The sequence below is a fragment of the Ruegeria sp. AL12 genome, assembly GCF_056540885.1.
Genome location: NZ_JBQFXN010000001.1, coordinates 879,222 through 901,562 on the forward strand (window position 1 = coordinate 879,222; position 22,341 = coordinate 901,562).

The 22,341-nt window shown below is 59.1% G+C and carries 19 protein-coding genes; 16 read left to right on the plus strand and 3 right to left on the minus strand.

Going from position 1 to position 22,341, the window contains the following annotated elements; all coding sequences use genetic code 11:
• Positions 1–46: 46 nt before the first annotated feature.
• A complete protein-coding gene (locus tag ACR0C6_RS04415; protein WP_171228296.1) occupies positions 47–1,069 on the minus strand; it encodes a LacI family DNA-binding transcriptional regulator in 1,023 nt (340 codons plus the stop codon).
• Positions 1,070–1,203: 134 nt separating this feature from the next.
• On the opposite strand from ACR0C6_RS04415, the gene ACR0C6_RS04420 reads away from it, so the two are divergent.
• The 11 genes from ACR0C6_RS04420 (at position 1,204) to ACR0C6_RS04470 (ending at position 10,220) form a co-directional block, all read left to right on the plus strand.
• Positions 1,204–1,389, plus strand: coding sequence for a hypothetical protein (locus ACR0C6_RS04420; protein ID WP_171228297.1), 186 nt, complete (start codon positions 1,204–1,206; stop codon positions 1,387–1,389).
• Positions 1,390–1,412: 23 nt separating this feature from the next.
• A complete protein-coding gene (locus ACR0C6_RS04425) occupies positions 1,413–2,558 on the plus strand; it encodes a TRAP transporter substrate-binding protein (protein WP_480445173.1) in 1,146 nt (381 codons plus the stop codon).
• A gap of 111 nt (positions 2,559–2,669) precedes the next feature.
• A complete protein-coding gene (locus tag ACR0C6_RS04430; RefSeq protein ID WP_171115839.1) occupies positions 2,670–3,182 on the plus strand; it encodes a TRAP transporter small permease in 513 nt (170 codons plus the stop codon).
• Positions 3,183–3,193: 11 nt separating this feature from the next.
• Positions 3,194–4,522 carry a TRAP transporter large permease gene (locus ACR0C6_RS04435; protein ID WP_480618394.1) on the plus strand — a complete coding sequence of 443 codons (1,329 nt, stop codon included), beginning with the start codon at positions 3,194–3,196 and terminating at the stop codon, positions 4,520–4,522.
• A gap of 12 nt (positions 4,523–4,534) precedes the next feature.
• The gene (gene hisD, locus ACR0C6_RS04440) at positions 4,535–5,842 is read left to right on the plus strand and encodes a histidinol dehydrogenase (RefSeq protein WP_152458036.1); all 1,308 of its coding nucleotides are present in this window, start codon (positions 4,535–4,537) and stop codon (positions 5,840–5,842) included.
• Entirely contained in the window at positions 5,835–6,596 is a 762-nt protein-coding gene (locus tag ACR0C6_RS04445; protein ID WP_480618396.1) for an SDR family NAD(P)-dependent oxidoreductase, read from the plus strand. The genes hisD and ACR0C6_RS04445 overlap by 8 nt, the downstream gene beginning before the upstream one ends.
• A complete protein-coding gene (locus ACR0C6_RS04450) occupies positions 6,593–7,573 on the plus strand; it encodes a zinc-dependent alcohol dehydrogenase (protein WP_480618398.1) in 981 nt (326 codons plus the stop codon). Before ACR0C6_RS04445 ends, ACR0C6_RS04450 begins: the two co-directional genes overlap by 4 nt.
• A gap of 23 nt (positions 7,574–7,596) precedes the next feature.
• Positions 7,597–8,007 carry a universal stress protein gene (locus ACR0C6_RS04455; RefSeq protein ID WP_152458033.1) on the plus strand — a complete coding sequence of 137 codons (411 nt, stop codon included), beginning with the start codon at positions 7,597–7,599 and terminating at the stop codon, positions 8,005–8,007.
• A 49-nt stretch (positions 8,008–8,056) separates the two neighbouring features.
• Complete coding sequence (gene comD / locus ACR0C6_RS04460) at positions 8,057–8,563, plus strand: sulfopyruvate decarboxylase subunit alpha (protein ID WP_171231609.1); 507 nt, start codon at positions 8,057–8,059, stop codon at positions 8,561–8,563.
• Positions 8,560–9,114: a sulfopyruvate decarboxylase subunit beta gene (comE, locus tag ACR0C6_RS04465; protein WP_480618400.1), complete on the plus strand. Its 555-nt coding sequence runs from the start codon at positions 8,560–8,562 to the stop codon at positions 9,112–9,114. The genes comD and comE overlap by 4 nt, the downstream gene beginning before the upstream one ends.
• A complete protein-coding gene (locus tag ACR0C6_RS04470; RefSeq protein WP_480618401.1) occupies positions 9,114–10,220 on the plus strand; it encodes an alpha-hydroxy acid oxidase in 1,107 nt (368 codons plus the stop codon). Before comE ends, ACR0C6_RS04470 begins: the two co-directional genes overlap by 1 nt.
• A gap of 52 nt (positions 10,221–10,272) precedes the next feature.
• On the opposite strand, the gene ACR0C6_RS04475 is transcribed toward ACR0C6_RS04470, so the two are convergent.
• Complete coding sequence (locus tag ACR0C6_RS04475) at positions 10,273–12,318, minus strand: ASKHA domain-containing protein (RefSeq protein ID WP_480618403.1); 2,046 nt, start codon at positions 12,316–12,318, stop codon at positions 10,273–10,275.
• A gap of 216 nt (positions 12,319–12,534) precedes the next feature.
• On the opposite strand from ACR0C6_RS04475, the gene guaB reads away from it, so the two are divergent.
• The 3 genes from guaB to ACR0C6_RS04490 all read left to right on the plus strand — a co-directional run bounded on the left by guaB (position 12,535) and on the right by ACR0C6_RS04490 (position 17,634).
• Complete coding sequence (guaB, locus tag ACR0C6_RS04480) at positions 12,535–13,983, plus strand: IMP dehydrogenase (protein WP_480618405.1); 1,449 nt, start codon at positions 12,535–12,537, stop codon at positions 13,981–13,983.
• A gap of 92 nt (positions 13,984–14,075) precedes the next feature.
• On the plus strand, positions 14,076–15,233 hold the full coding sequence (locus tag ACR0C6_RS04485; RefSeq protein ID WP_480618407.1) for an RsmB/NOP family class I SAM-dependent RNA methyltransferase: 1,158 nt from the start codon (positions 14,076–14,078) through the stop codon (positions 15,231–15,233).
• Between the two features lie 109 nt (positions 15,234–15,342).
• Positions 15,343–17,634, plus strand: a complete 2,292-nt coding sequence (locus tag ACR0C6_RS04490; protein WP_480618408.1) for an ATP-binding protein — start codon at positions 15,343–15,345, stop codon at positions 17,632–17,634.
• A 5-nt stretch (positions 17,635–17,639) separates the two neighbouring features.
• On the opposite strand, the gene ACR0C6_RS04495 is transcribed toward ACR0C6_RS04490, so the two are convergent.
• Entirely contained in the window at positions 17,640–18,233 is a 594-nt protein-coding gene (locus tag ACR0C6_RS04495; protein WP_480618409.1) for a gamma-glutamyl kinase, read from the minus strand.
• A gap of 192 nt (positions 18,234–18,425) precedes the next feature.
• Here ACR0C6_RS04495 and recA point away from each other — a divergent pair, with 192 nt between their 5' ends.
• A complete protein-coding gene (gene recA, locus ACR0C6_RS04500; RefSeq protein ID WP_480618411.1) occupies positions 18,426–19,493 on the plus strand; it encodes a recombinase RecA in 1,068 nt (355 codons plus the stop codon).
• A gap of 175 nt (positions 19,494–19,668) precedes the next feature.
• Positions 19,669–22,341: an alanine--tRNA ligase gene (gene alaS, locus ACR0C6_RS04505; protein ID WP_480618413.1), complete on the plus strand. Its 2,673-nt coding sequence runs from the start codon at positions 19,669–19,671 to the stop codon at positions 22,339–22,341.

Genomic DNA, 22,341 nt, shown 5'->3' on the forward strand with positions numbered 1-22,341 from the left:
TGTTTCCACGGATCTGCTAAACGGGCTAGGAAAGGGAAAGCCGGTTCTAGCTGTTGAGGCCAAGCAAGGACTCTCTGCCAACGATGTGCGTCGGCAGTTCAACAGATTTGCCCGGTGCGTTGGATTCGATCATCTGAATCAACGCCTGAGCAGCCTTGCGTCCCATGTCACGATGAGGAACATGGACAGTTGTCAGGGCAGGGGCGACAATGCGCGCAAGCTCGATATCATCAAATCCGGTGATCGATACATCTTCGGGCACCCGCAGTCCCATCTGCTGAGCTTGCCGTACCGCACCGACGGCCAGAACGTCGTTGCCGCACAACACCGCGGTCGGCGGATTGTCATTCGACATGAGATGCTTGAACGCATCGGCGCCGTTTTCAATCTCGTACGAGGTTTCGATCACCGAAAGGTCGTCTTGCGACAGTCCATGTCGGGACATCGCGTCTTTTATCCCCTGGATCCTCAGACGCGCACGGTCGTTGCCCTTGCTGATGCCTGAAATCGTTGCCAAACGCGTATGGCCTAATTCGATGATCTTGCTTGTCAAAGCCTCCATCGCCCGCCTGTTGTCAAACCCGACGGACGGTATTGGTTCGTCTGGCAGGAAGGACCACGCGACAAGGGCCGGCACTTTTCGCTTTTCGAGATAGTCGTAGATTTGCGCGTCCCGGTCATGCCCGATCAGCAACAGCCCGTCCACGCCCCGCGCAACCAGTGTTCGGATCTGTTCTTCTTCTGCGGCCGGCTGGTAGGCCGAGCTGGAGACCAGCAAGGTGTAGCCCTGTTTGTGAATCTCCTCTTGGAACGCCTGCAACCCCCTTGCGAAGATTGCATTTTCCATCGTCGGAATTATTGCACCGATCGTGAAAGAACGCCGTGCAGCCATCACTCGGGCTGCAAAATTCGGCGTGTAGCCAAGGGTCTCTACGGCAGAAAGAACACGTTTCCGCGTTGCCTCGACCACCTGTTGCGGGGTGTTCAGGCACCGTGACACGGTGGCAGTTGAAACGCCTGCTGCCTTGGCAACGTCATCCAGCGTCGGTGCGGACCGATGTTTTGACATTCTCGAACTCTCAATTCCGGTTCGCCTAAGTTAGTCGCATTTTTCCAGGGATAAAAGCGTTTATGTAAGCGCTTGCATTTATGATGTAAGCGCTTACAAAGGTATTTGAGCCGATTCTGAAGGGAGTCCCGGAAATGTACCTCGCTGCATCAGTCATCGTTTTTGCGATCTATTTCGCAAATGTCGCTTTGGGTGCTTTTGCGAGCAGCGCGTTTCTTGGCGACGTTGGAGAGATGTTGGTTCTGTTCGCGGCTTCGATCCTGTTCGTTGTCGCAATTCTGAAAAAGGAAGCTGACCGGGACGCACAAAACGGCAGCTGAACTTTTGCTTGGGAGGGCAATTGATGAAAACCGACAAGACCGAACTGGCATCGGCCGAGCGCCGCAATTTTCTGAAACTGAGCGCCAGTGGCTCATTTACGGCCGCATTGGTCGCTGGGGCAGGGGGCGTTTTGTGGTCTTCCGAGGCCGCCGCGCAGACCGCGAAGGAAGAAAGCGAGCGTGAAAAGGCAGCAGATCACGTGATGACCGTGGCCACGGCCTATGTGCTTGGCGCGTCGCGCAGCTATCCGATCATGCAGCTGGACCTGAAGGAAAACATTCAGAACGCCACCAACGGCAAGGTCTATGTCAAACTGGCCCCCGGCGGTCAGCTTGGTGCAGGCGGCGCGCTGGTGCAGAAAGTGCAGGGCGGCACCATTCAGGCGGCGCAGCATTCGCTGTCGAATTTCGCGCCGTTCGCGTCGACAGTCGACCTGATCAACATGCCGTACCTGTGCGGCTCGAACCAGCGTTTCACCAACCTCGTCCATTCGGACACTTGGAAAAATGAGGTTCACCCCAAGGTCGAAGCGGCAGGGTTCAAGGCTCTGTTCTATGTGAACATCGACCCGCGCGTCGTTGCGGTTCGTCAGGGCGGCAATGCCGTGCTCACACCCGGTGATATGAGCGGGATCAAGTTCCGCGTGCCGGGATCGAAGATGCTGCAACAATACTACCGGATGGTCGGCGCCAACCCGACGCCCGTTGCCTGGGGCGAGACCCCCTCGGCCATCAAGCAGGGCGTTGCGGATGCGCTCGATCCTTCGGTAGGCGCACTCTATGTCTTCGGTTTCAAGGACATTCTAAGCCATGTGACCTTCACGCAGGCGGTGCCGGACAGCCAGGTTTATTCCTGTAATCTGGAATGGTTCAACTCGATGCCGGCTGATGTGCAGGAAGGCATCATGTGGGGGTCGGAAATGACGAGCCACCAGAACCTGTCCAAGGTTCCGTCGGCCCGCGCCTATGCCATGGCCGAGCTGAACAAGGCCGGGGTTCAGTTCCACTCGCTCAGTGACGACCAACTGGCGGAATGGCAGGATGCCGGCGGGTATCAGAACGCCGATTGGGATCCGTTCAAGACGGAACTGGCTGGATCGATGGAAAACTTCGAAAAGCTGGTCGAAGCCGCCGGTACACAGGGCAAATATTACGTCCACGACGCCTAAGGCCCAAACCGTGGGCGCCTGTCAGGCGTCCACGAACCTTACTTTCAGTCAGCCCGACAACAACCCGCCACATCAGGCGCGGGTCAGGCTGTCCCTGCGCCGGAGGATCAGATGACCATTCTTCAAAACATAGACCGAAACGCAGAGCGCTGGTTGCTGCTGGTGTTCTACGTGATGCTGGTGATTACCATGGCCATCGAAGTGCTGCGGCGCGAGATTTTTGCTTATTCGTCGATCTGGGGCGAGGAAATCGTTCGGTATTCCTTCATCTACCTTGCCTGGATCGGTGCCGCGGCTGCGGTGAAAGAGCGGGCGCATATCCGGATCGATGTGATCATGCATTACATCGGACCACGCCCCAAGGCGGTGTTGTATATTTTCGGCGATCTCGTGATGTTCGGCGTGGCGATCATCGCGCTCTACTGGTCGTATGAGGCGGTTCATGTCTCGGCCAAGTTCGGCTCGGTCACGGATGGGCTTCGGGTCTCGAAAGTCTGGTTCCTTATGGCGGTGCCCGCCGGATTCGCCCTGATGATATGGCGGCTGATCCAATCTTTCCTGCGTGACGTGAAATCACTTCGGGACGGCACCCCCGTCTTCGAAGGCGACAAGCTGTTTGACTGAGGAGAACACGAATGCTTTGGAATTCCCTCAATCAAACCGTTGAACTGGGCTGGGATTTTTACCTGCCGGTGATCCTGTTCGTGGGCCTGATCGCCTTGGCCGTGCCCGTTTGGGCCGCCATTGGTACAGCGGCGATCGTGATGCTGATCATGTCCGGTGATCTGCCTCTCAGCCTGGTCGGAGAAAGCCTGTTCACAGGTATCGACGCATTCGCCCTGACCGCTGTGCCCTTGTTCATTCTGACCGGAGACGTTTTGGTGCGGACCGGTCTGTCGCGCAAATTCCTGGACGTGGCCGAGGCGCTGACATGCTTTGCCAAGGGCGGGTTCGGGTCGGCCACGGTTCTGGTCTGCGGTATGTTTGCCGCGATTTCGGGGTCGGATGCCGCCGGGGCGGCTGCGGTGGGGCGCATGACCATCAACCGGCTGGTGGAAAGCGGATATCCGCGCCCCTATGCCTGTGCTCTGGTTGCGGCTGGTGCCTGTACCGGCATCCTGATCCCGCCCTCGATCGCCTATATCATCATCGGCCTCGTGCTGGGTATTTCCGCCTCGACCCTGTTTCTTGCAGCCTTGATCCCGGGTCTGGCCATCCTGGTGTCGATCCTGATCACCAACATCATCATGAACCGCCTTTATGCCTATGAGGGCGGCGGCATGATGACCATGGGGGAATGGCTGGCCAATCTGGGCAAGGCGCTGAAATCGGGCTGGTACGCGTTCATTGTGCCGGGGATCATCTTCTACGGCATCTTCTCAGGTCGCCTGACCCCGACCGAAGCCGGCGCAACGGCCGTTGTCGTCACCATAATCATGGGTTTCATCCTGCGCACACTGACGCTGGCAGACTTTCCATCGATGCTGGTCAGTTCGGCCAAGGTGAACGGAGTCATCCTGCCGATCATCGCATTCTCGGCACCTTTGGCCGAAGCACTGGCGATCATGGGAGTCCCGCAGGGGTTCGTGGCCTCGGTGACGTCGCTGACCAATGATCCCTATCTGTTGATATTGCTGATGATCGGCATCCTGATCGCAGCAGGCTGCGTGATGGAGACAACGCCGAACATCGTGATCCTGGCACCAATCCTGAAACCGCTGGCCGACAATATCGGCATGAACGAGATTCAGTTCTGCATCATGATGATCACCGCGTTGGGTGTGGGCTTCATCACGCCGCCGCTGGGACTGAACCTTTTCGTCGTATCTGGCATTACCGGTGAGTCCATTCTGAAGATTGCCGCCCGGGCCGTTCCTTTCGTACTGACCATGCTCATCGTGGTCATCCTGATCGCCTACGTGCCTGCTGTGTCGACCACCCTGCTTCCTGAAATCTACCAATAGGACCTGCTGAACATGCCTCGTGAATACTTGAAAAAGGCGACTCTCACCGCTCAATCGCATGCCTCTGAGGTGCATGATACGGTCAAGACCATCCTTGCCGACATCGAGGCAGGTGGCGACGACAAGGCACTGGAATATGCCCTCAAGTTCGACAAGTTCGAAGGAAATGTCCTGATGACGCAGGACGAGATTGATGCGGCCATCGCACGGGTGCCGGAAAAACTGAAGGCCGATATACGCTTTGCCCACGACAACGTCCGTCGCTTTGCCGAGACGCAGAAGGCCACTGTGTCGGACGTACAGATGGAGATCGTTCCCGGTTTTGTTGCGGGGCAAAAGGCGATCCCGGTGGATGCGGCAGGATGCTATGTTCCCGGTGGGCGCTACAGCCATATCGCCAGCGCGATCATGACGGTGACAACGGCCAAGGTCGCCGGGTGCCGTCATATCACGGCCTGTTCTCCGCCCCGTCCGGGTGAGGGCGTGGCGCCAGCGATTGTCTATGCCGCGCATATCTGCGGAGCCGACAGCATTCTGGCCATGGGCGGTGTGCAGGGCGTGGCCGCAATGACCTATGGTTTGTTCGGCTTGCCGCGCGCCAATATCCTTGTGGGGCCGGGAAACCAGTTCGTGGCCGAGGCCAAACGCATCCTGTACGGCAAGGTTGGTATCGACATGATCGCGGGTCCGACCGACAGCCTGATCCTTGCCGACAGTTCCGCAGACGCCCATGTGGTGGCAACCGATCTGGTCAGTCAGGCCGAGCACGGGTACAATTCGCCCGTCTGGCTGGTGACGGATGATCGCGACCTTGCGCAGAAAGTCATGGAGCTGGTTCCGGTTTTGATCGACGATCTGCCCGAGCTGAACCGGGAAAACGCCTCAGCCGCGTGGCGCGACTATGCCGAAGTCATTGTCTGTTCCGACCGCGAAGAGATGGCCGCCTGTTCCGATGAATATGCGCCCGAGCACCTGACGGTTCAGGCCGAGGATCTGGATTGGTGGCTGGATCGCCTGACCTGCTATGGCTCGCTGTTCCTGGGTGAGGAAACCACCGTGTCCTACGGGGACAAGGCAACCGGAACGAACCATGTTCTGCCGACTTCGGGTGCGGCCAGTTACACCGGCGGTTTGAGTGTTCACAAATACATGAAGATCGTCACCTGGCAGCGGGCCACACGTGAAGGATCGAAATCGATCGCCGAAGCCACCGCACGGATTTCCCGACTGGAAGGTATGGAAGGTCACGCCCGTGCAGCGGATGTGCGTCTGGCCAAGTATTTCCCGGATGAGCAGTTCGATCTGACCGCCGATGGATGACCCGCGCACATTGTTTGACCTGACGGGCCGGGTGGCCTGCATCACCGGCGCCAGTTCGGGGCTGGGACGGCAGGTGGCGCGGACACTTGCCGCAGCCGGCGCGCGTGTTGTCGGCGTGGCCCGGCGCAGCGACGCGTTGGCGCAGATGCAGGCCGAAATCGGCGAACACGCAGAAGCCGTCGTTGCTGATGTTGCGGATCGTGCCGGAATCGGCGGGCTGGTGCAGGTGATCAATTCCAAGTTTGGCGCACCGGATATTCTGGTGCATGCGGCCGGGGTCAACACGCGTGAGGCCGCCGACGAGGTGACACCTGATGGCTGGGATGCCACGCTTGCCCTGAACCTGAGCGCGCCGTTTTTCCTGAGTCAGGCGATGGTGCCCGAAATGAAAAAAAAGGGGTGGGGGCGCATCGTCAATTTCGCCTCACTGCAAACGACGCGGGCCTTTCCGGGCGGAATTGCCTATGGGGCCACCAAGGCGGGGATCGCGCAATTGACCCGTGCCATGGCCGAAGCCTGGTCGCCCTTTGGCATTACCGCCAACGCAATCGGCCCGGGGTTCTTTCCGACCGAGCTGACTCAGGCCGTGTTTGACGACCCCCAGCGCGCGGAACGCAACGCCGCTCAAACCTGCATTGGGCGCAATGGGCAGATGCAGGATATCGACGGGCCGATCCTGTTTTTGTGCTCTAACGCGTCCGGCTATGTCACGGGGCAGGTTCTTATGGTTGATGGAGGGTTCACAGCCAAATGAAGGCACTGGTTTACCAAGGTGTGGAGCAGATGGTGTTCGGCGATGTGCCGGATGCCAAGGCGGGTCCGTCCGAGCATTTGATCCGGATCGAGGCGGTTGGCATCTGCGGGTCGGACATGCACGCCTATCTGGGCCATGATGCCCGCCGTCCGGCTCCGCTGATTCTGGGGCACGAGGCGGCCGGTGTGATTGTCGACGGGATACGAGCCGGTGATCGTGTCACGATCAATCCGCTGGTAAGCTGCGGGAAATGCGCGGCCTGCCTTGCTGGTCGTGAAAACCTGTGCCCGGATCGCCAGATCATCTCGATGCCGCCGCGCGAAGGGGCGTTTGCTCAATACGTCACCATGCCTGCGAGCAATCTTGTTGAGGTCCCGGAGGATGTTTCGTTTGTCAAAGCCGCGCTGGCGGAGCCGCTGGCCGTCAGCTGGCATACGGTCCGGTTGGGGATCGAGGCTCTGCATACTGCGATGGACCGTCGCGCACTGGTGATCGGCGGCGGGGCCATCGGCCTTGCGGCGGCATTGGCCTTGCGGGCAATGGGCGTTGACGATGTGACCATCGCGGAACCAAACCAGCTGCGTCGCAACTACCTGGCGAAAATCGAAAGCTTTGCGCTGGTGGAGTCAACCAAAGGGACTTACCCGTTGGTCATAGATGCCGTGGGGTACGCTGCGACGCGGTCGGTTGCCTCGGCCATGGCCGAACCGGGCGGCGTGATCGCGCATGTGGGTTTGGGTGAGGATACCGGTGGTCTGGATGTTCGCCGGATGACCTTGCAGGAAATCACATTCATAGGGACTTACACATACACCGCCAAAGACTTTCGCCAGACGGCTCAGGCGATCTTTGACGGGCGGCTGGGGGCTCTGGACTGGATAGAAGAACGCACTCTGGCCGACGGCGCGCAAGCGTTTTGCGATATCCGGTCTGGCGCCGTGGCCGCACCGAAGATTATCCTGAGACCCTGGGGATAGAACTGACAGAACTGGAGACCTTCATGTACACAAAAATACTGGTCCCGTTAGCTTTGGATCACGGCATATCGCAACACACGCTGGAAATCGCACGGGCCTTGTCAGGAGAGGGCGCAGAAATAATTGCGCTGCATGTCTACGAGATGCCTCAGGGATCGGTCAGCGCCTATCTGGACAAATCGGTTGTCGCCGAAGGGTTTGAACGGGCCCGTTTGCAACTGTTGCAAAAAGTCGAAGGGCTTGAAGGAGTGACGGCCGAAATCGTCAAAGGCCATACCGCGCGGTCCATCATCGACTATGCCAGCAGCAAGAATGTCGACTGTATCGTTATCGGCTCGCACAAGCCGGACCTGAGCGACTACTTCCTTGGATCGACCGCTTCGCGCGTCGTCCGCCATGCCCCCTGTGCCGTGCACGTGCACCGAAGGGCCTGAATTCCTCAATCGCGCGTCTAGCGCCCCAAACAGGACCAAAAGCTGGATCATGAACATAGACAAAAAGATCACCGACGATCTGGTGGCCAACGAAATCTCGTTTGTCACCACTGTCCCGTGCAAGCAATTGGCAGGTGTCATCGCGGAAATCGACGAGCGCGAGGGCATCTATCACATCCCGTCCAACAAGGAAGACGAAGGGATGGGCCTGTGTGCAGGGGCGTGGATGGGCGGCAAGCGGCCCGCGATCATCATGCAGAACACGGCCATTGGCGTGACGATCAATACGCTGGCGACGCTGATCCAGTATTACCGGATGCCGCTGCCGATGCTGATATCGTACCGGGGGGAATTGCGCGAACCCATTGCCTGCCAGGTTGAAATGGCGGTTCACACCAAGGCGCTACTGGCTCAGTTGAACATCCCCACCTACCACTTCCACCATCAGGCCGATGTCGAAGAGCTCGACGCGATCCTGAAATACACATTCATGTGCAACAAGCCGGTCGCCATCCTGACCGACGCCAATTTCTGGGGAGGCTATGGCGACCAATGATCCGTTCTGAAATCCTGAAGGACATCGCCCCGATCCTGCGTGATCAACTGGTTGTCTGCAACATCGGCATTCCCAGCCAGGAACTGCATGCCATCGACGACCAGCCCACCAACTTCTACATGCTTGGCACCATGGGGCTTGCGTCCTCGATCGGTCTGGGGCTGGCGCTGTCACAGCCGAAGCCGGTGATCGTGATCGACGGCGATGGCTCGATCCTGACCAATCTGGGCACCCTGCCAACGATCGCCAACAACGTGGCGGACAATTACATCCTGCTGATCGTGGACAACGGCTCGTACGGCTCGACCGGCGATCAGCCGACCTATGCGGGGCAGAAGACCTCGCTGGCAAAGATGGCCGAGGCCGCCGGGTGTGAGCGCGTGATCGAATGTGCCGCCGAAGACACCGGGCGCGTACTGCAAGAGGCGCTGGATGCCAAACAGATGACCATCATCGTAAGCAAATGCGAAAGCGGCAATGCCAAGATGCCGCCGATCACGATGGATCCGGTGGTCATCCGCGACCGCTTCATGAAGGCCGTTCAGGCCTGATGGGCGCAAGCGCCATCCACAGCGCCGAGGACGCCCGCCGCCTGGCGCGGCGGCGTCTTCCGTGGATGGTGTTCGACTATATTGATGGTGCAGCCGGGGCCGAGATGGGTGCCGGTCGCAATCGGTCCGCTTTGGATGCAATGACCTTGCGCCCGCGCATCCTGCGCGACGTCAGTGAAAGATCTCTGGCAACTTCCCTGTTCGACCGGCCCGCGAAACGCCCGTTTGGTATCGCGCCGATGGGCTTGTGCAATTTGTCCGCGCCGGAGGCCGACTTGATGCTGGCCCGCATCGCGGCACGCCACGAGGTGCCGCTTGGGGTTTCGACTGTGGCCTCGACCGCGATGGAGGATCTGATCGTCGAAGCGGAAGGCCATGCCTGGTTCCAGCTGTATTTCAGCGGCGATGGCAGCGGCACGTTCAAGCTGGTCGATCGCGCCAAGGCAGCGGGGTACGAGACACTGGTGCTGACCGTGGATGTGCCCGAGGTTGGCCGACGCCCGCGCGAGTTGCGTCATGGGTTCAAAATGCCTTTCAAAATGGGGCCAAAGCAGGTGATGGATTTTGCCCTGCACCCCCGGTGGTCCTTGCCGGTCCTGCTGAAAGGCAAGCCGGAAATGGCGAATTTCCGGATGGATGGCTACGATTTCGACCGCACCGAAAGCCGCGCCAAGGCAACGTGGGAGACATTGGCTCGTCTGCGCGACCAGTGGGCCGGGAATCTGGTGGTCAAAGGCGTATTGGATGCAGACGACGCGCAAAGGCTCAAGTCAGCGGGCGTGGACGCCATTCAGGTCTCAAGCCATGGTGCACGCCAGTTGGAAAGTGCGCCCGCGCCAATCACGGTGCTGCCCGAGATACGCAAGGCCGTCGGTCCGGATTTTCCGCTTTTCTACGACAGCGGGCTGCGTTCTGGTGAAGACGTCCTCAAGGCACTTGCGAACGGGGCGGACTTTGCCTTTTTCGGTCGCATCCTTCAATTTGCAATAGCGGCCGAAGGCGAAAAGGGTCTGGCGCAGCTATGGTCGGTACTCAGCGAAGAAATCAGCATCGCCATGGCCCAACTAGGCGTCACGTCGCTGGACGAGGTCCGACGCAACGCCTGATATGGGTGAGGACAATGACCCGGGGTTTCCCACGGGTCACTGAACTGTCGGTTTAACCGCGGCGCCTGCGACGACGTCCGCCACCTGCTTCGGTTTCGCCGCCGGTGTTGAAGCTTGGGTTGGGCAAAGTGACAACCTGGGCCAGTTCCGGGAACGGATCCGTCTTGTGCGGGATCGCATTGGCGGCCACGAAGTGATCCTGAAACTTCGGCTCAATGGCGGTTTCGATCTTGGTGATCTCGCGCACGACGCGCTCGATCTCGGCGCGCGATCCGATATTGCACAGCGCGATACGTGCGCCGGTGCCTGCGGCGTTGCCCGCGCTCGAGACTTTCTCCAGTGGCGCGTCGGGTATCATTCCCAGCACCATGGCGTGTTTGGTCGAGATATGCGCGCCGAACGCACCGGCCAGAACCACGCGATCCACCTTTTCGACATTCATTTCGTCCATCAGCAGGCGTGCACCTGCGTACAATGCTGATTTCGCAAGCTGGATGGCACGGATGTCACCCTGCGTGACCGTGATGCGGGGGCCACCCTCGGCGCTGGCATCGTGGATCAGATAGGCATGTGTGCGACCTTCGGGCACGCAGCGGGCAGTGCCGGTCTGTTCCGCCGATCCGATCAGGCCGCCTTCGTCCAGCAGGCCTGCGATACGCATCTCGGCCACTGCCTCGATGATACCGGATCCGCAGATGCCTGTGATCCCAGTCGTAGCAATCTCCTGATCAAAGCCGTCTTCGTCGGACCATTTATCGGACCCGATGACGCGGAACCGGGGTTCCTTGGTAACAGGGTCAATCTCGATTCTCTCGATCGCCCCGGGTGCGGCGCGCTGGCCGGAACTGATTTGAGCGCCTTCAAAGGCAGGCCCGGTGGGCGAGGAGCAGGCGAGCACGCGGCTGGTATTGCCAAGCAGGATTTCAGCGTTGGTGCCCACGTCGACGATCAGAACCAGATCCTGCGACTTTCCGGGTTCTTCGGACAGGGCCACCGCCGCGCAGTCCGCGCCCACATGGCCTGCGATACAGGGCAGGATATAGACCTGCGCGCGTGGGTTCATGGTTGTCAGATCCATGTCGCGGGCGGGCAGGGACATGCTTTCCGACGTTGCCAGCGCAAACGGGGCCTGACCCAGTTCCACCGGGTCCAGCCCCAGCAGCAAGTGATGCATGACCGGGTTGCAGACGAACACAGTTTCCACGATCAGAGAGGCATCGATGCCTGCCTCTTCGGCAATCGACGTGGCCAGGTCATTGATTGCCTCGCGCACTGCCTTGGTCATCTCCTGATCGCCGCCGGGGTTCATCATGGAATACGAAACACGGCTCATAAGGTCTTCGCCGAACCGGATCTGGGGATTCATGAGGCCAGAGGATGCCTTGACCTCGCCGGTTTCCAGATCGGTCAGATGCGCGGCGATGGTGGTCGAGCCGAGGTCGATGGCCAGACCATACAGCCCGCCTTCATGCAGGCCGGGCCAGATTTCGACGATACGCGCCACGCTGTCCTTGTGACCTTTGTGGACCGCCACGGTGACTTCCCATTTACCCTTGCGCAGAACCGGTTGAAGTTTGGACATCAGCGTCAGGTCGGCCGTGACGGCTTCGATGTCCCACTGTTCGCGCAACGCGCGCTCGAGCCGTTCCAGATCACCGGTGGGCGAATGCATGTCGGGTTCTTCCACCACAACGAAATAAAGGCGCGTGGCCGGGTCCATCGTGATGGCACGCGCGGCTGCCGCCTTGCGCACGACCTGCCGGTGCACCTGGCTTTCGGGCGGTACGTCGATCACGACATCGCCCTGAACCGAGGCCTGACAGCCCAGACGGCGGCCCGGTTTCAGACCGCGCTTGTCGTCATAACGCTGTTCGACGGCGTTCCATTCGCTCAACGCGTCCTCTGACACCGTGACGCCGTGCTTGGGAAATTCGCCATAGCTGGGTGTGATCTGGCACTTTGAACATATGCCGCGGCCCCCGCAGACAGAATCCAGATCCACTCCCAATTGACGGGCCGCCGTCAGAATTGGGGTGCCGACGGGGAAGTGCCCGCGTTTGCCGGACGGGGTAAAGACGACAAGAGGGTCGGTGGTCATCAGTGACATACCTTTTCATATTCGCGCGTATGCCGGGCAAGATATGGGTTTGCGCGAAAAGGGAAAGGCCATCAGCGGCACGATCTGCACAACGAGCGTCGTTTTCTTCCACTGCATCGACAACCAGAGCCAAAGAGTTGCCCCCAAGGGCTTTTCCTTTGGTTCAATCCATGTAATAGGGTCACCGCCAAACGGGCTTTTGCATGGGGTATTCAGATGCAGATTCGTGAGGCACTTACCTTTGACGACGTTCTCCTGGTTCCGGGCGCATCTTCCGTGCTGCCGGCAACGGCGGATACGACCACGCGTGTGACGCGCGAAATCACCATGAACATCCCATTGTTGAGTTCGGCCATGGACACCGTGACCGAGGCGCGCATGGCCATTGCCATGGCTCAGGCGGGCGGCATCGGTGTGGTTCACAAGAACCTTTCGGTGGAAGAACAGGCCCGCGAAGTCCGCCGGGTCAAGCGGTTTGAATCCGGTATTGTCTATAACCCGGTGACATTGCGGGTGGATCAGACATTGGCCGACGCCAATGCGCTGGTACAGCGCTACAACTTCACCGGTTTTCCAGTCGTCGACGAGCAGGGCCGCGTGGTGGGTATCCTGACCAACCGAGACATGCGCTTTGCAAACTCGGACGATACACCGGTACACGCGATGATGACTTCGGACAACCTGGCGATGCTTCAGGAACCGGCCGATCTGGAAGAAGCCAAAAGCCTGATGCGGGCGCGCCGTATCGAAAAGCTGCTGGTCGTGGATGGTGAAGGCAAGCTGACCGGTCTTCTGACGCTGAAGGATACGGAACAGGCCGTTTTGAACCCAACCGCTTGCAAGGACCGCCTGGGTCGCCTGCGGGTCGCTGCGGCGACGTCGGTCGGGGATGCCGGATTCGAACGGTCCGAGCAATTGGTGGATTCGGGTGTCGACATCATCGTCGTCGATACGGCGCATGGTCATTCGCAGGGCGTGCTGGACGCTGTAAAGCGGGTCAAGACCCTGTCGAACGAGGTTCAGATCATTGCCGGAAATGTTGCAACAGGAGAAGCGACCAAAGCCCTGATCGATGCTGGTGCCGACGCGATCAAGGTGGGCATCGGCCCGGGATCGATCTGTACTACACGGATGGTGGCGGGGGTTGGTGTGCCTCAGTTGACCGCGATCAGCGATTGTGCGGCGGCAGCGGGCGACGTGCCGGTCATCGCGGATGGGGGCATCAAGTTCTCGGGTGACTTTGCAAAGGCGATCGCGGCCGGGGCATCCTGTGCCATGGTCGGGTCGATGATTGCGGGCACCGACGAAAGCCCGGGCGAGGTGATCCTGTATCAGGGCCGTTCGTTCAAATCCTATCGCGGTATGGGCAGCCTGGGTGCAATGGCGCGCGGATCAGCCGACCGCTATTTCCAGAAAGATGCAGCCAATGACAAACTGGTGCCCGAAGGCATCGAAGGGCAGGTACCCTACAAAGGCTCGGCCAGTGCCGTGATCCACCAGTTGGTTGGCGGCTTGCGTGCGGCGATGGGGTATACCGGCTGCGCCACCATCGAAGAGATGCGCAAGAACTGCAATTTCGTGAAAATTACGGGCGCCGGTTTGAAGGAAAGCCACGTGCACGACGTGCAGATCACCCGCGAAAGCCCGAACTACCGGGTCATGTAATCCATCCAGCAAGACACAAGGCACCCGTGAACGGGTGCCTATTTGCCACATGGATCGGCCAGCTGGGCCCATTTCTGCCGAGGTATTCCACAATGACACCCGCCGCCCGTGTTCAGGCCTCGATCGAAATTCTGGATGATATTATGGCTGGCGCGCCGGTCGAAAAAGCCCTCACCGGCTGGGCGCGGCGCAGTCGCTTCGCCGGATCCAAGGATCGGGCAGCCATTCGCGATCACGTATTCGACGCGCTGCGACGCAAGCGCTCGTATGCAGCGTTGGGAGGGTCCGACACCGGGCGCGGTTTGATGATCGGTGCGACCCGTGCGTCAGGCGGGGATCTGGCCGACCTGTTCACCGGCGACCGTCACGCTCCGATGCCGGTTGAGGAAACGGAAATGGCGCGGGAATTCGCGTCCGAGGCCGAAAGATATGACATTCCGGAGTGGCTGTGGCCTCGGTTCGTTGACTCTCTGAAAGATGCCTTGGTTCCTTGCGCGATGTCATTGCAGAACCGGGCGCCCGTTCACCTGCGGGTCAATTTGCGAAAAACCGATCTGGGCGGGGCCATCGACGCCTTGAAGTCCGAGGGCGTGATCACCCATCCGGTTCAGGTATGCCAAACCGCGCTCGAGGTGACAGAGGGGGCCCGGCGCATTGCCCAAAGCCAGGCCTATGCCCAGGGTCTGGTCGAGCTTCAGGACGCTGCAAGCCAGGCGGTCGTGGCCGCGCTGGATCTGCGGCCGGGGATGCGTGTTCTGGATTATTGCGCGGGTGGTGGCGGCAAGGCGCTGGCGCTTGCAGCGCACGAGGGCGTCGACGTGTTTGCACATGATGTGAATGCCGGTCGCATGAAGGATATTCCGACCCGGGCGGAACGAGCAGGCGCAAAGATAACCATCCTCAACTCCGATGACCTTTCAGGTGTGGATCCGTTTGATGTGGTTTTGGTTGATGCGCCGTGCTCTGGCAGCGGATCGTGGCGAAGGGCGCCTGCCGGGAAATGGGCCTTGACCGAGGATCGCTTGCGGGACCTCACCGCCATTCAGGCCGGTATTCTATCGGACATTGCGCCTTTGGTGCATCCGGGCGGCCTGCTGGCTTACGCAACCTGTTCGGTTCTGAACGATGAAAACGGCAAGATCATAGACGATTTTCTGGATCAGTTTTCCCAGTGGCGGGAAACCTTCCGGAAAACGTGGCACGTTACACACGACTCTGACGGGTTCTTTACGTCGCACTTGACGCGCTGAGCTTTTGGCAAATAACAACCTTGGGTAGATTCTTTATTTCCGAGCGCCGTTAAGCGGGAATTAACCAATTTTGGCCGTTATAGCCGATAACTTTGCGCCCGAGCCGTTTATGTCTGACACAGCAGAATTTTTCAGCGACCCATCTCTTGTCCACACGCCTTCGGCATCTCGTCTATGGTCGTTGGTGGCGGTGGCATTGTTGATCAGCATTGCCCCCATGGTCGGGTTGTTGCCACCGGATTGGACAATGGGCATGATGGTCGCGGGAACTTCGCTTTTCATCGTGGCACTATGCGTCGTGATCAAAGGCCAGGTCGACGCCAGACATGCGCAGCAAACCACTGCTGTCATGGCCGCGTTTGCAGAACAGGAAGAGTCACCTTTCCTGATCGCAAATGCCTATGGCGACATTCTGGCGTCCAACGCACCAGCGCGGGAACAGTTCGGAGCTGCGAAAGGAGCCTGCCTTGAAACCTGCCTCAGTTCGACGTTCTCGACCCCTCAGGTGATTTTGTTGAGGTTGCAATCTCAGGCCCGATCATTCGGTCGGGCCCGCGAAGACTGCGTGATCAGGGGAAACACAAGCAGTGTCACCGTGTTTCAATTGGCTCCCGACATTTTTTGCTGGCGGTTTCAACAGTCAGAACAGGAAAGCTGGCAGTCTCTCAACCTGCCGGTTCTGACCATCGGATTCGCGGATGATGTGGTGCACCCGAATCCGGCGGCTAAAAAGTTGCTTGGGCCGCGTCCCGGTCGGGTGCGCGACATCTTCGGTGATGCTGATCCCCGGATCGGAGCCTCAAACATCATCAAGTCACAGGACGGAATGATACCGGTCGCTGTGACGGAGCTTTCCCGATCCAGCAAGGAACAAAGCCTTGGTTTGGTGCCGCTCATTGAAACTCCGGCGCCCGGGGCCAGCACGTCTTTTGCAGATCTTCCGGTTCCGGTTCTCACCCTGTCTCCGGCGGGGGCCATTCTGAATGCCAACAGGCTGGCGAATAAGCTGCTGGGAAATGAAAACCTGGAAGGCACGAACATAGCCGACATCATGCGGGGTATGGGGCACCCCATTCTGGATTGGCTGGCGCGGACGGCAGCGCAAGAAGATGCGCAACGATCCGAGTTTCTTCAGTTGACCCGAAAAGACAAGGAAGTCTTCGTACAGGTCACGCTGAGCCGTGTCGTTGTCGATGGCAAGATCTGTCTGATCGCGGTTCTGAATGATGCGACCGAGTTGAAGACTTTGGAGGCTCAATTCGTCCAAGGGCAGAAAATGCAAGCTGTGGGTCAATTGGCCGGCGGGGTCGCACATGATTTCAACAACCTGCTGACGGCCATTTCCGGGCACTGCGATCTGCTGTTGTTGCGTCACGATCAGAATGACCCGGATTATGGGGATCTGGTACAGATCAATCAGAACGCCAACCGGGCCGCTGCGCTGGTCAGCCAACTTCTGGCATTCTCGCGCAAACAGACGCTCAGGCCCGAAGTTCTGGATTTGCGCGACACGATCTCGGACCTCATTCACTTGTTGAACCGCCTTGTGGGCGAGAAAGTTCTGCTGACCCTCAGCCATGATCCGGTGTTAAAGCCGGTTCGGGCGGACAAACGGCAGCTGGAACAGGTGTTGATGAATCTGGTCGTCAACGCGCGCGATGCTATGCCTGACGGGGGCGAGATCCGCATCGAGACCGAGGTATTGAACCTGTCGCAACCGCTCAGCAGGGACAGGGCGACCGTCCAACCCGGCGAATACGTTACGGTCAGGGTCATGGACAGCGGCGTGGGAATACCTGCCGACAAACTACAAAAGGTCTTCGAGCCGTTCTATACGACAAAGCGTACGGGCGAGGGGACAGGGCTTGGGCTTTCAACAGCGTATGGCATCGTCAAGCAGACGGGCGGCTTCATCTTTGTCGACAGCACGGTGGGTCGAGGCACCGAATTCACCGTCTTTCTGCCGGTTTGCGCCACGGTGGCAGAGGCTGAACAGGACACTCCGGCCCAGCCCGAAGCCCAAAGCGCCCGGCAAGGAGAGGGCGTCGTGCTTCTGGTTGAAGACGAAGCACCGGTCCGCGCCTTTGCAACCCGGGCCCTGCGGCTCAAGGGCTACACTGTGCTGGAAGCGGATTCGGCCGAGGAAGCCCTACGACTTCTGGAGGATCCATCTTTGAACGTGGACGTATTCGTAACGGATGTGGTCATGCCCGGCATGGATGGGCCGACCTGGGTGCGCAAAGCTCGGGAAACACGTCCGGATGCCCGCGTGGTCTTCGTATCGGGGTATACGGAAGGTGCCTTTGGCGATTCAGAACCCGAGATCGCCAATTCGATCTTCCTGCCCAAGCCGTTTTCTCTCACCCAGTTGACCGAGGCGGTTTTCCAACAGCTGAACTGAGCACCCTACAAGGCTGCATCGTGGAGCGCGAACTCCTCTGCGTGTCTTTTGCGAAATTTCTGACGAGTCTCTGGCGTCAGCGTCAGATCACCCGGTGGTGATACATTCTCTTGCGGCAGGTCGATCTGCATATTCAGTCGCGCTTGCAGGAAGTCGAGAATTTTGCCCCGGTTTTCGTATTTGAAAATATGCGTGGCGCCGCGACCATTGCTGCGGGTACGGAAAAACTGGCTTTGGCTGCCAACATCGGCAAAATCCGGGCGCGGGTTTGACATATAGGCCTGCACAAACGTGTCGAAACTCATGTCTCGGGTCGAATGGACGTGGCCGACCAGATCGGCGCGGCTGCGAAATCGATACCAGCTGCCCAGCCAGTCAACGGGTTCGCGAACAACTGCCAGGATCTCCATCTCGGTATCGTACATCTTCCGAAAAACGTTCTGGAAAAACCGATCATACCTGCGCACCGGAGCATGTTTGAGCTCGGGCGGATGAGTGACAACGATATCAGCGCGATCCCGCAACGCCGTGTGATAAGCCGTGCTGCCGGTTTTCGGAACGGCAAGGAAGGCAAGGCGTTCCTCATAGAAAACAAGCATTTAATTGCTCCAATTGTCATCCGGCTATGCGCGCAGATTGTCGTAAAGGACTTCTTAATACAATTGCTGAAGACTAAATCCCGTAAGTTTTTATTGAAATGTTCTTCTTTTGGTCCCATAAGGAACAAGAGGCGAACAAAGCAGCGATTGCTGCCCGATCAAGGGTGTGACAAAAGGGAAGGCGACAGGACAATGGCGGATCTTCTGACAATGAGCGACAAGAAAAACGCAGACAAGCAAAAGGCGCTCGACAGCGCGCTGGCCCAGATCGAACGGCAGTTCGGCAAAGGCTCCATCATGAAGCTTGGCGAAGGCGCCAAACAGGACATCGACGCAAGTTCGACAGGCTCGCTCGGGCTGGATATTGCGTTGGGAATCGGCGGTCTGCCCATGGGGCGGATTGTAGAGATTTATGGCCCCGAAAGCTCGGGGAAGACGACGCTGACGCTGCATTGCATTGCAGAACAGCAGAAACGCGGCGGCGTCTGCGCCTTTGTTGACGCCGAGCACGCACTGGACCCGCAATATGCGCGAAAGCTGGGCGTTGATCTGGATGAGCTTCTGATCTCGCAGCCCGATACCGGAGAGCAGGCGCTGGAGATCACCGATACACTGGTGCGCTCGGGCGCGGTCAACATGGTCGTGGTCGATTCGGTTGCGGCGCTGACGCCGAAATCCGAACTGGAAGGCGACATGGGTGACAGCAATGTCGGCGTTCAGGCCCGTCTGATGAGCCAGGCGATGCGGAAACTGACAGGCTCGATCAGCCGCTCGAACTGTATGGTGATCTTCATCAACCAGATCAGGATGAAAATCGGTGTTATGTTCGGCAGCCCCGAAACCACCACCGGCGGTAATGCACTGAAATTCTACAGCTCGGTCCGTCTGGATATCCGCCGCATCGGCGCGATCAAGGACCGCGACGAAGTTGTCGGCAACCAGACGCGCGTCAAGGTCGTCAAGAACAAGGTGGCGCCGCCCTTCAAGCAGGTGGAATTCGACATCATGTATGGCGAAGGCATCAGCAAGATGGGTGAGTTGCTGGATCTGGGTGTCAAAGCCGGAGTGGTCGAAAAGTCAGGGTCATGGTTCAGCTACGGCGACGAACGGATCGGGCAGGGGCGTGAGAATGCCAAACAATATCTGCGCGACAACAGCCGCATTGCCTTTGAGATCGAAGACAAGATTCGGGCGGCTCACGGGCTGGATTTCGACATGCCTCCGGACGCAGCCGAGGATGATGACATCCTTGAAGCCTGACGGTCGCTGACGGGGTGCGCTACGTTCCCGACCCGACATGTTGTGTTGAAAATACCATGAACAAGGCGGTCCCCGGGCCGCCTTGTTTCGTTCGGACGCGCCTCTGCTGTGGACACTCGTTTGACAGGGGGATAAACCTGCGGGGACCAAGTTTTTTGTGCGCCGAGAGAGCCCTATGCCAACCCTGAACGACATCCGATCGACCTTTCTGAACTACTTTGAAAAACAGGGGCATGAGGTCGTGGCGTCCAGCCCGCTGGTGCCGCGCAACGACCCGACGCTGATGTTCGTCAATTCGGGCATGGTGCAGTTCAAGAACCTGTTCACCGGATTGGAAACACGTGACTACAAGCGCGCCACCACGGCGCAGAAATGCGTGCGTGCCGGCGGCAAGCACAACGATCTCGACAATGTGGGTTACACGGCGCGCCACCATACATTCTTCGAGATGTTGGGGAACTTCTCGTTTGGTGATTACTTCAAACACGAAGCGATCCCGTTCGCGTGGGAGCTGATCACCAGGGAATTTGGGATCGACAAGAACCGTCTGCTGACAACGGTCTATCATACCGATGACGAGGCGTTTGAAATCTGGAAAAAGGTCGGTGTACCCGAAGACCGGATCATCCGCATCGCCACCAGCGACAATTTCTGGCAGATGGGCCCGACCGGCCCCTGCGGCCCGTGTACCGAGATCTTCTATGACCACGGAGACCACATCTGGGGTGGTCCTCCGGGCTCTGCCGAAGAGGACGGCGATCGGTTCATTGAAATCTGGAACGTCGTCTTCATGCAAAACGAGCAGTTCGAAGACGGCTCGATGGTCGAGCTCGACATGCAGTCGATTGATACGGGCATGGGGCTCGAGCGGATCGGTGCATTGTTGCAGGGTAGCCATGACAATTATGACACCGATCTGTTCAAGGCACTGATCGAGGCATCGGCCGATGCAACTGGCGTGGATCCTTACGGGGATCAGAACGTGCACCACCGCGTGATCGCGGACCACCTGCGTTCGACTTCGTTCCTGATTGCTGATGGCGTGATGCCCAGCAATGATGGCCGCGGCTATGTTCTTCGCCGCATCATGCGTCGTGCCATGCGTCATGCGCATCTGTTGGGTGCCAAGGATCCGGTCATGCACCGGCTCGTCCCGTCATTGGTACAACAGATGGGCGGTCACTATGCCGAGTTGACCCAGGCACAGCCATTGATCGAAGAGACCTTGTTGCTTGAAGAAACGCGTTTCAAGCAGACGCTGGACCGGGGGTTGAGGCTGCTGGACGATGAGGTGTCCGGCCTTTCCGAGGGTGCGCCTTTGTCCGGTGAGGCGGCATTCAAACTGTATGACACCTACGGTTTCCCACTGGATCTGACACAGGATGCGCTGCGTGAGAAAGGCCGGACAGTTGACACCGAAGGCTTTGAAACAGCGATGGCCGAACAAAAGGCCAAGGCGCGGGCTGCCTGGGCCGGGTCAGGTGAAGCCGCGGATCAGGCGGTATGGTTCGATGTTCTGGACAGCGCCGGGGCGACCGACTTCCTTGGCTATGACACCGAGAAAGCCGAAGCTCAGGTTGTGGCACTGGTTGTCGACGGTGCCTTGGTTGACAAGATCGAAGCGGGAAACAGCGGCTGGGTCGTGGTGAACCAGACGCCGTTTTATGGCGAAGCTGGTGGCCAGGTGGGCGACACCGGCGAGTTGCGGCGTCTTGAAGATCGCGATCACCTCAGCCGGGTGGAGGACACCAGAAAATTCGCCGATGGGAAGGTCTATGCACATAAGGTGACGGTCTTCAGCGGTGCCGTGTCAAAAGGCGATTCTGTCGAGCTGGAAGTCGATCATGCGCGCCGCACGGCAATCCGGGCCAACCATTCGGCCACGCACTTGCTGCATGAAGCGCTGCGGGAAACACTGGGCGACCATGTGGCGCAGCGCGGCTCGCTGAATGCGGCGGATCGTCTGCGGTTCGACTTCAGCCATTCCAAAGCGCTGAGCCTGGAGGAAATCCAGAAGATCGAACGTGAGGTGAACGGTTTCATCCGCCAGAACTCGGCTGTCGAGACACGGGTCATGACACCGGATGACGCACGCAAACTGGGCGCGCAGGCACTGTTCGGCGAGAAATACGGTGACGAGGTGCGTGTTGTTTCGATGGGCAAGGCACCTACGGGCAAGGGCCATGATGGCGAAACCTGGTCGATCGAACTGTGCGGCGGCACCCATGTGCGCCAGACGGGTGACATCGGCACCTTTGTCATCCTGGGCGAAAGCGCAAGCAGTGCAGGCGTGCGCCGCATCGAGGCACTGACCGGGGATGAAGCGCTCCGTTACCTTTCGGCACAGGATCATCGTCTTGCGCAGGTGGCGTCGGAACTGAAGGCGCAGCCGGATGATGTGGTGGCCCGCGTGAAAAGCCTGCTGGAGGAACGCAAGTCATTGCAGAACGAAGTGGCTCAACTGCGTCGAGATCTGGCGATGGCCGGCGGGAGCGGGCAGGGCGGCGGTGCCGAAGCGCGTGATGTGAACGGCGTTAAGTTCATAGCGCAGGCCCTCAGCGGGGTGTCCGGCAAGGATCTTCCGGCATTGATCGACGAACATAAGGAGCGTCTTGGGTCGGGGGCTGTTCTGCTCATCGCGGATACAGGCGGCAAGGCCGCTGTTGCGGCTGGCGTCACCGAAGACCTGACAGGAACCGTTTCGGCGGTCGATCTGGTCAAGGCCGCCGTGGTGGAATTGGGCGGCAAGGGCGGCGGCGGCCGCCCGGACATGGCCCAGGGCGGTGGACGGGATGCGTCGAACGCGGATTCGGCGATCAAGGCCGCAGAACAGGTTTTGGGAGGATAA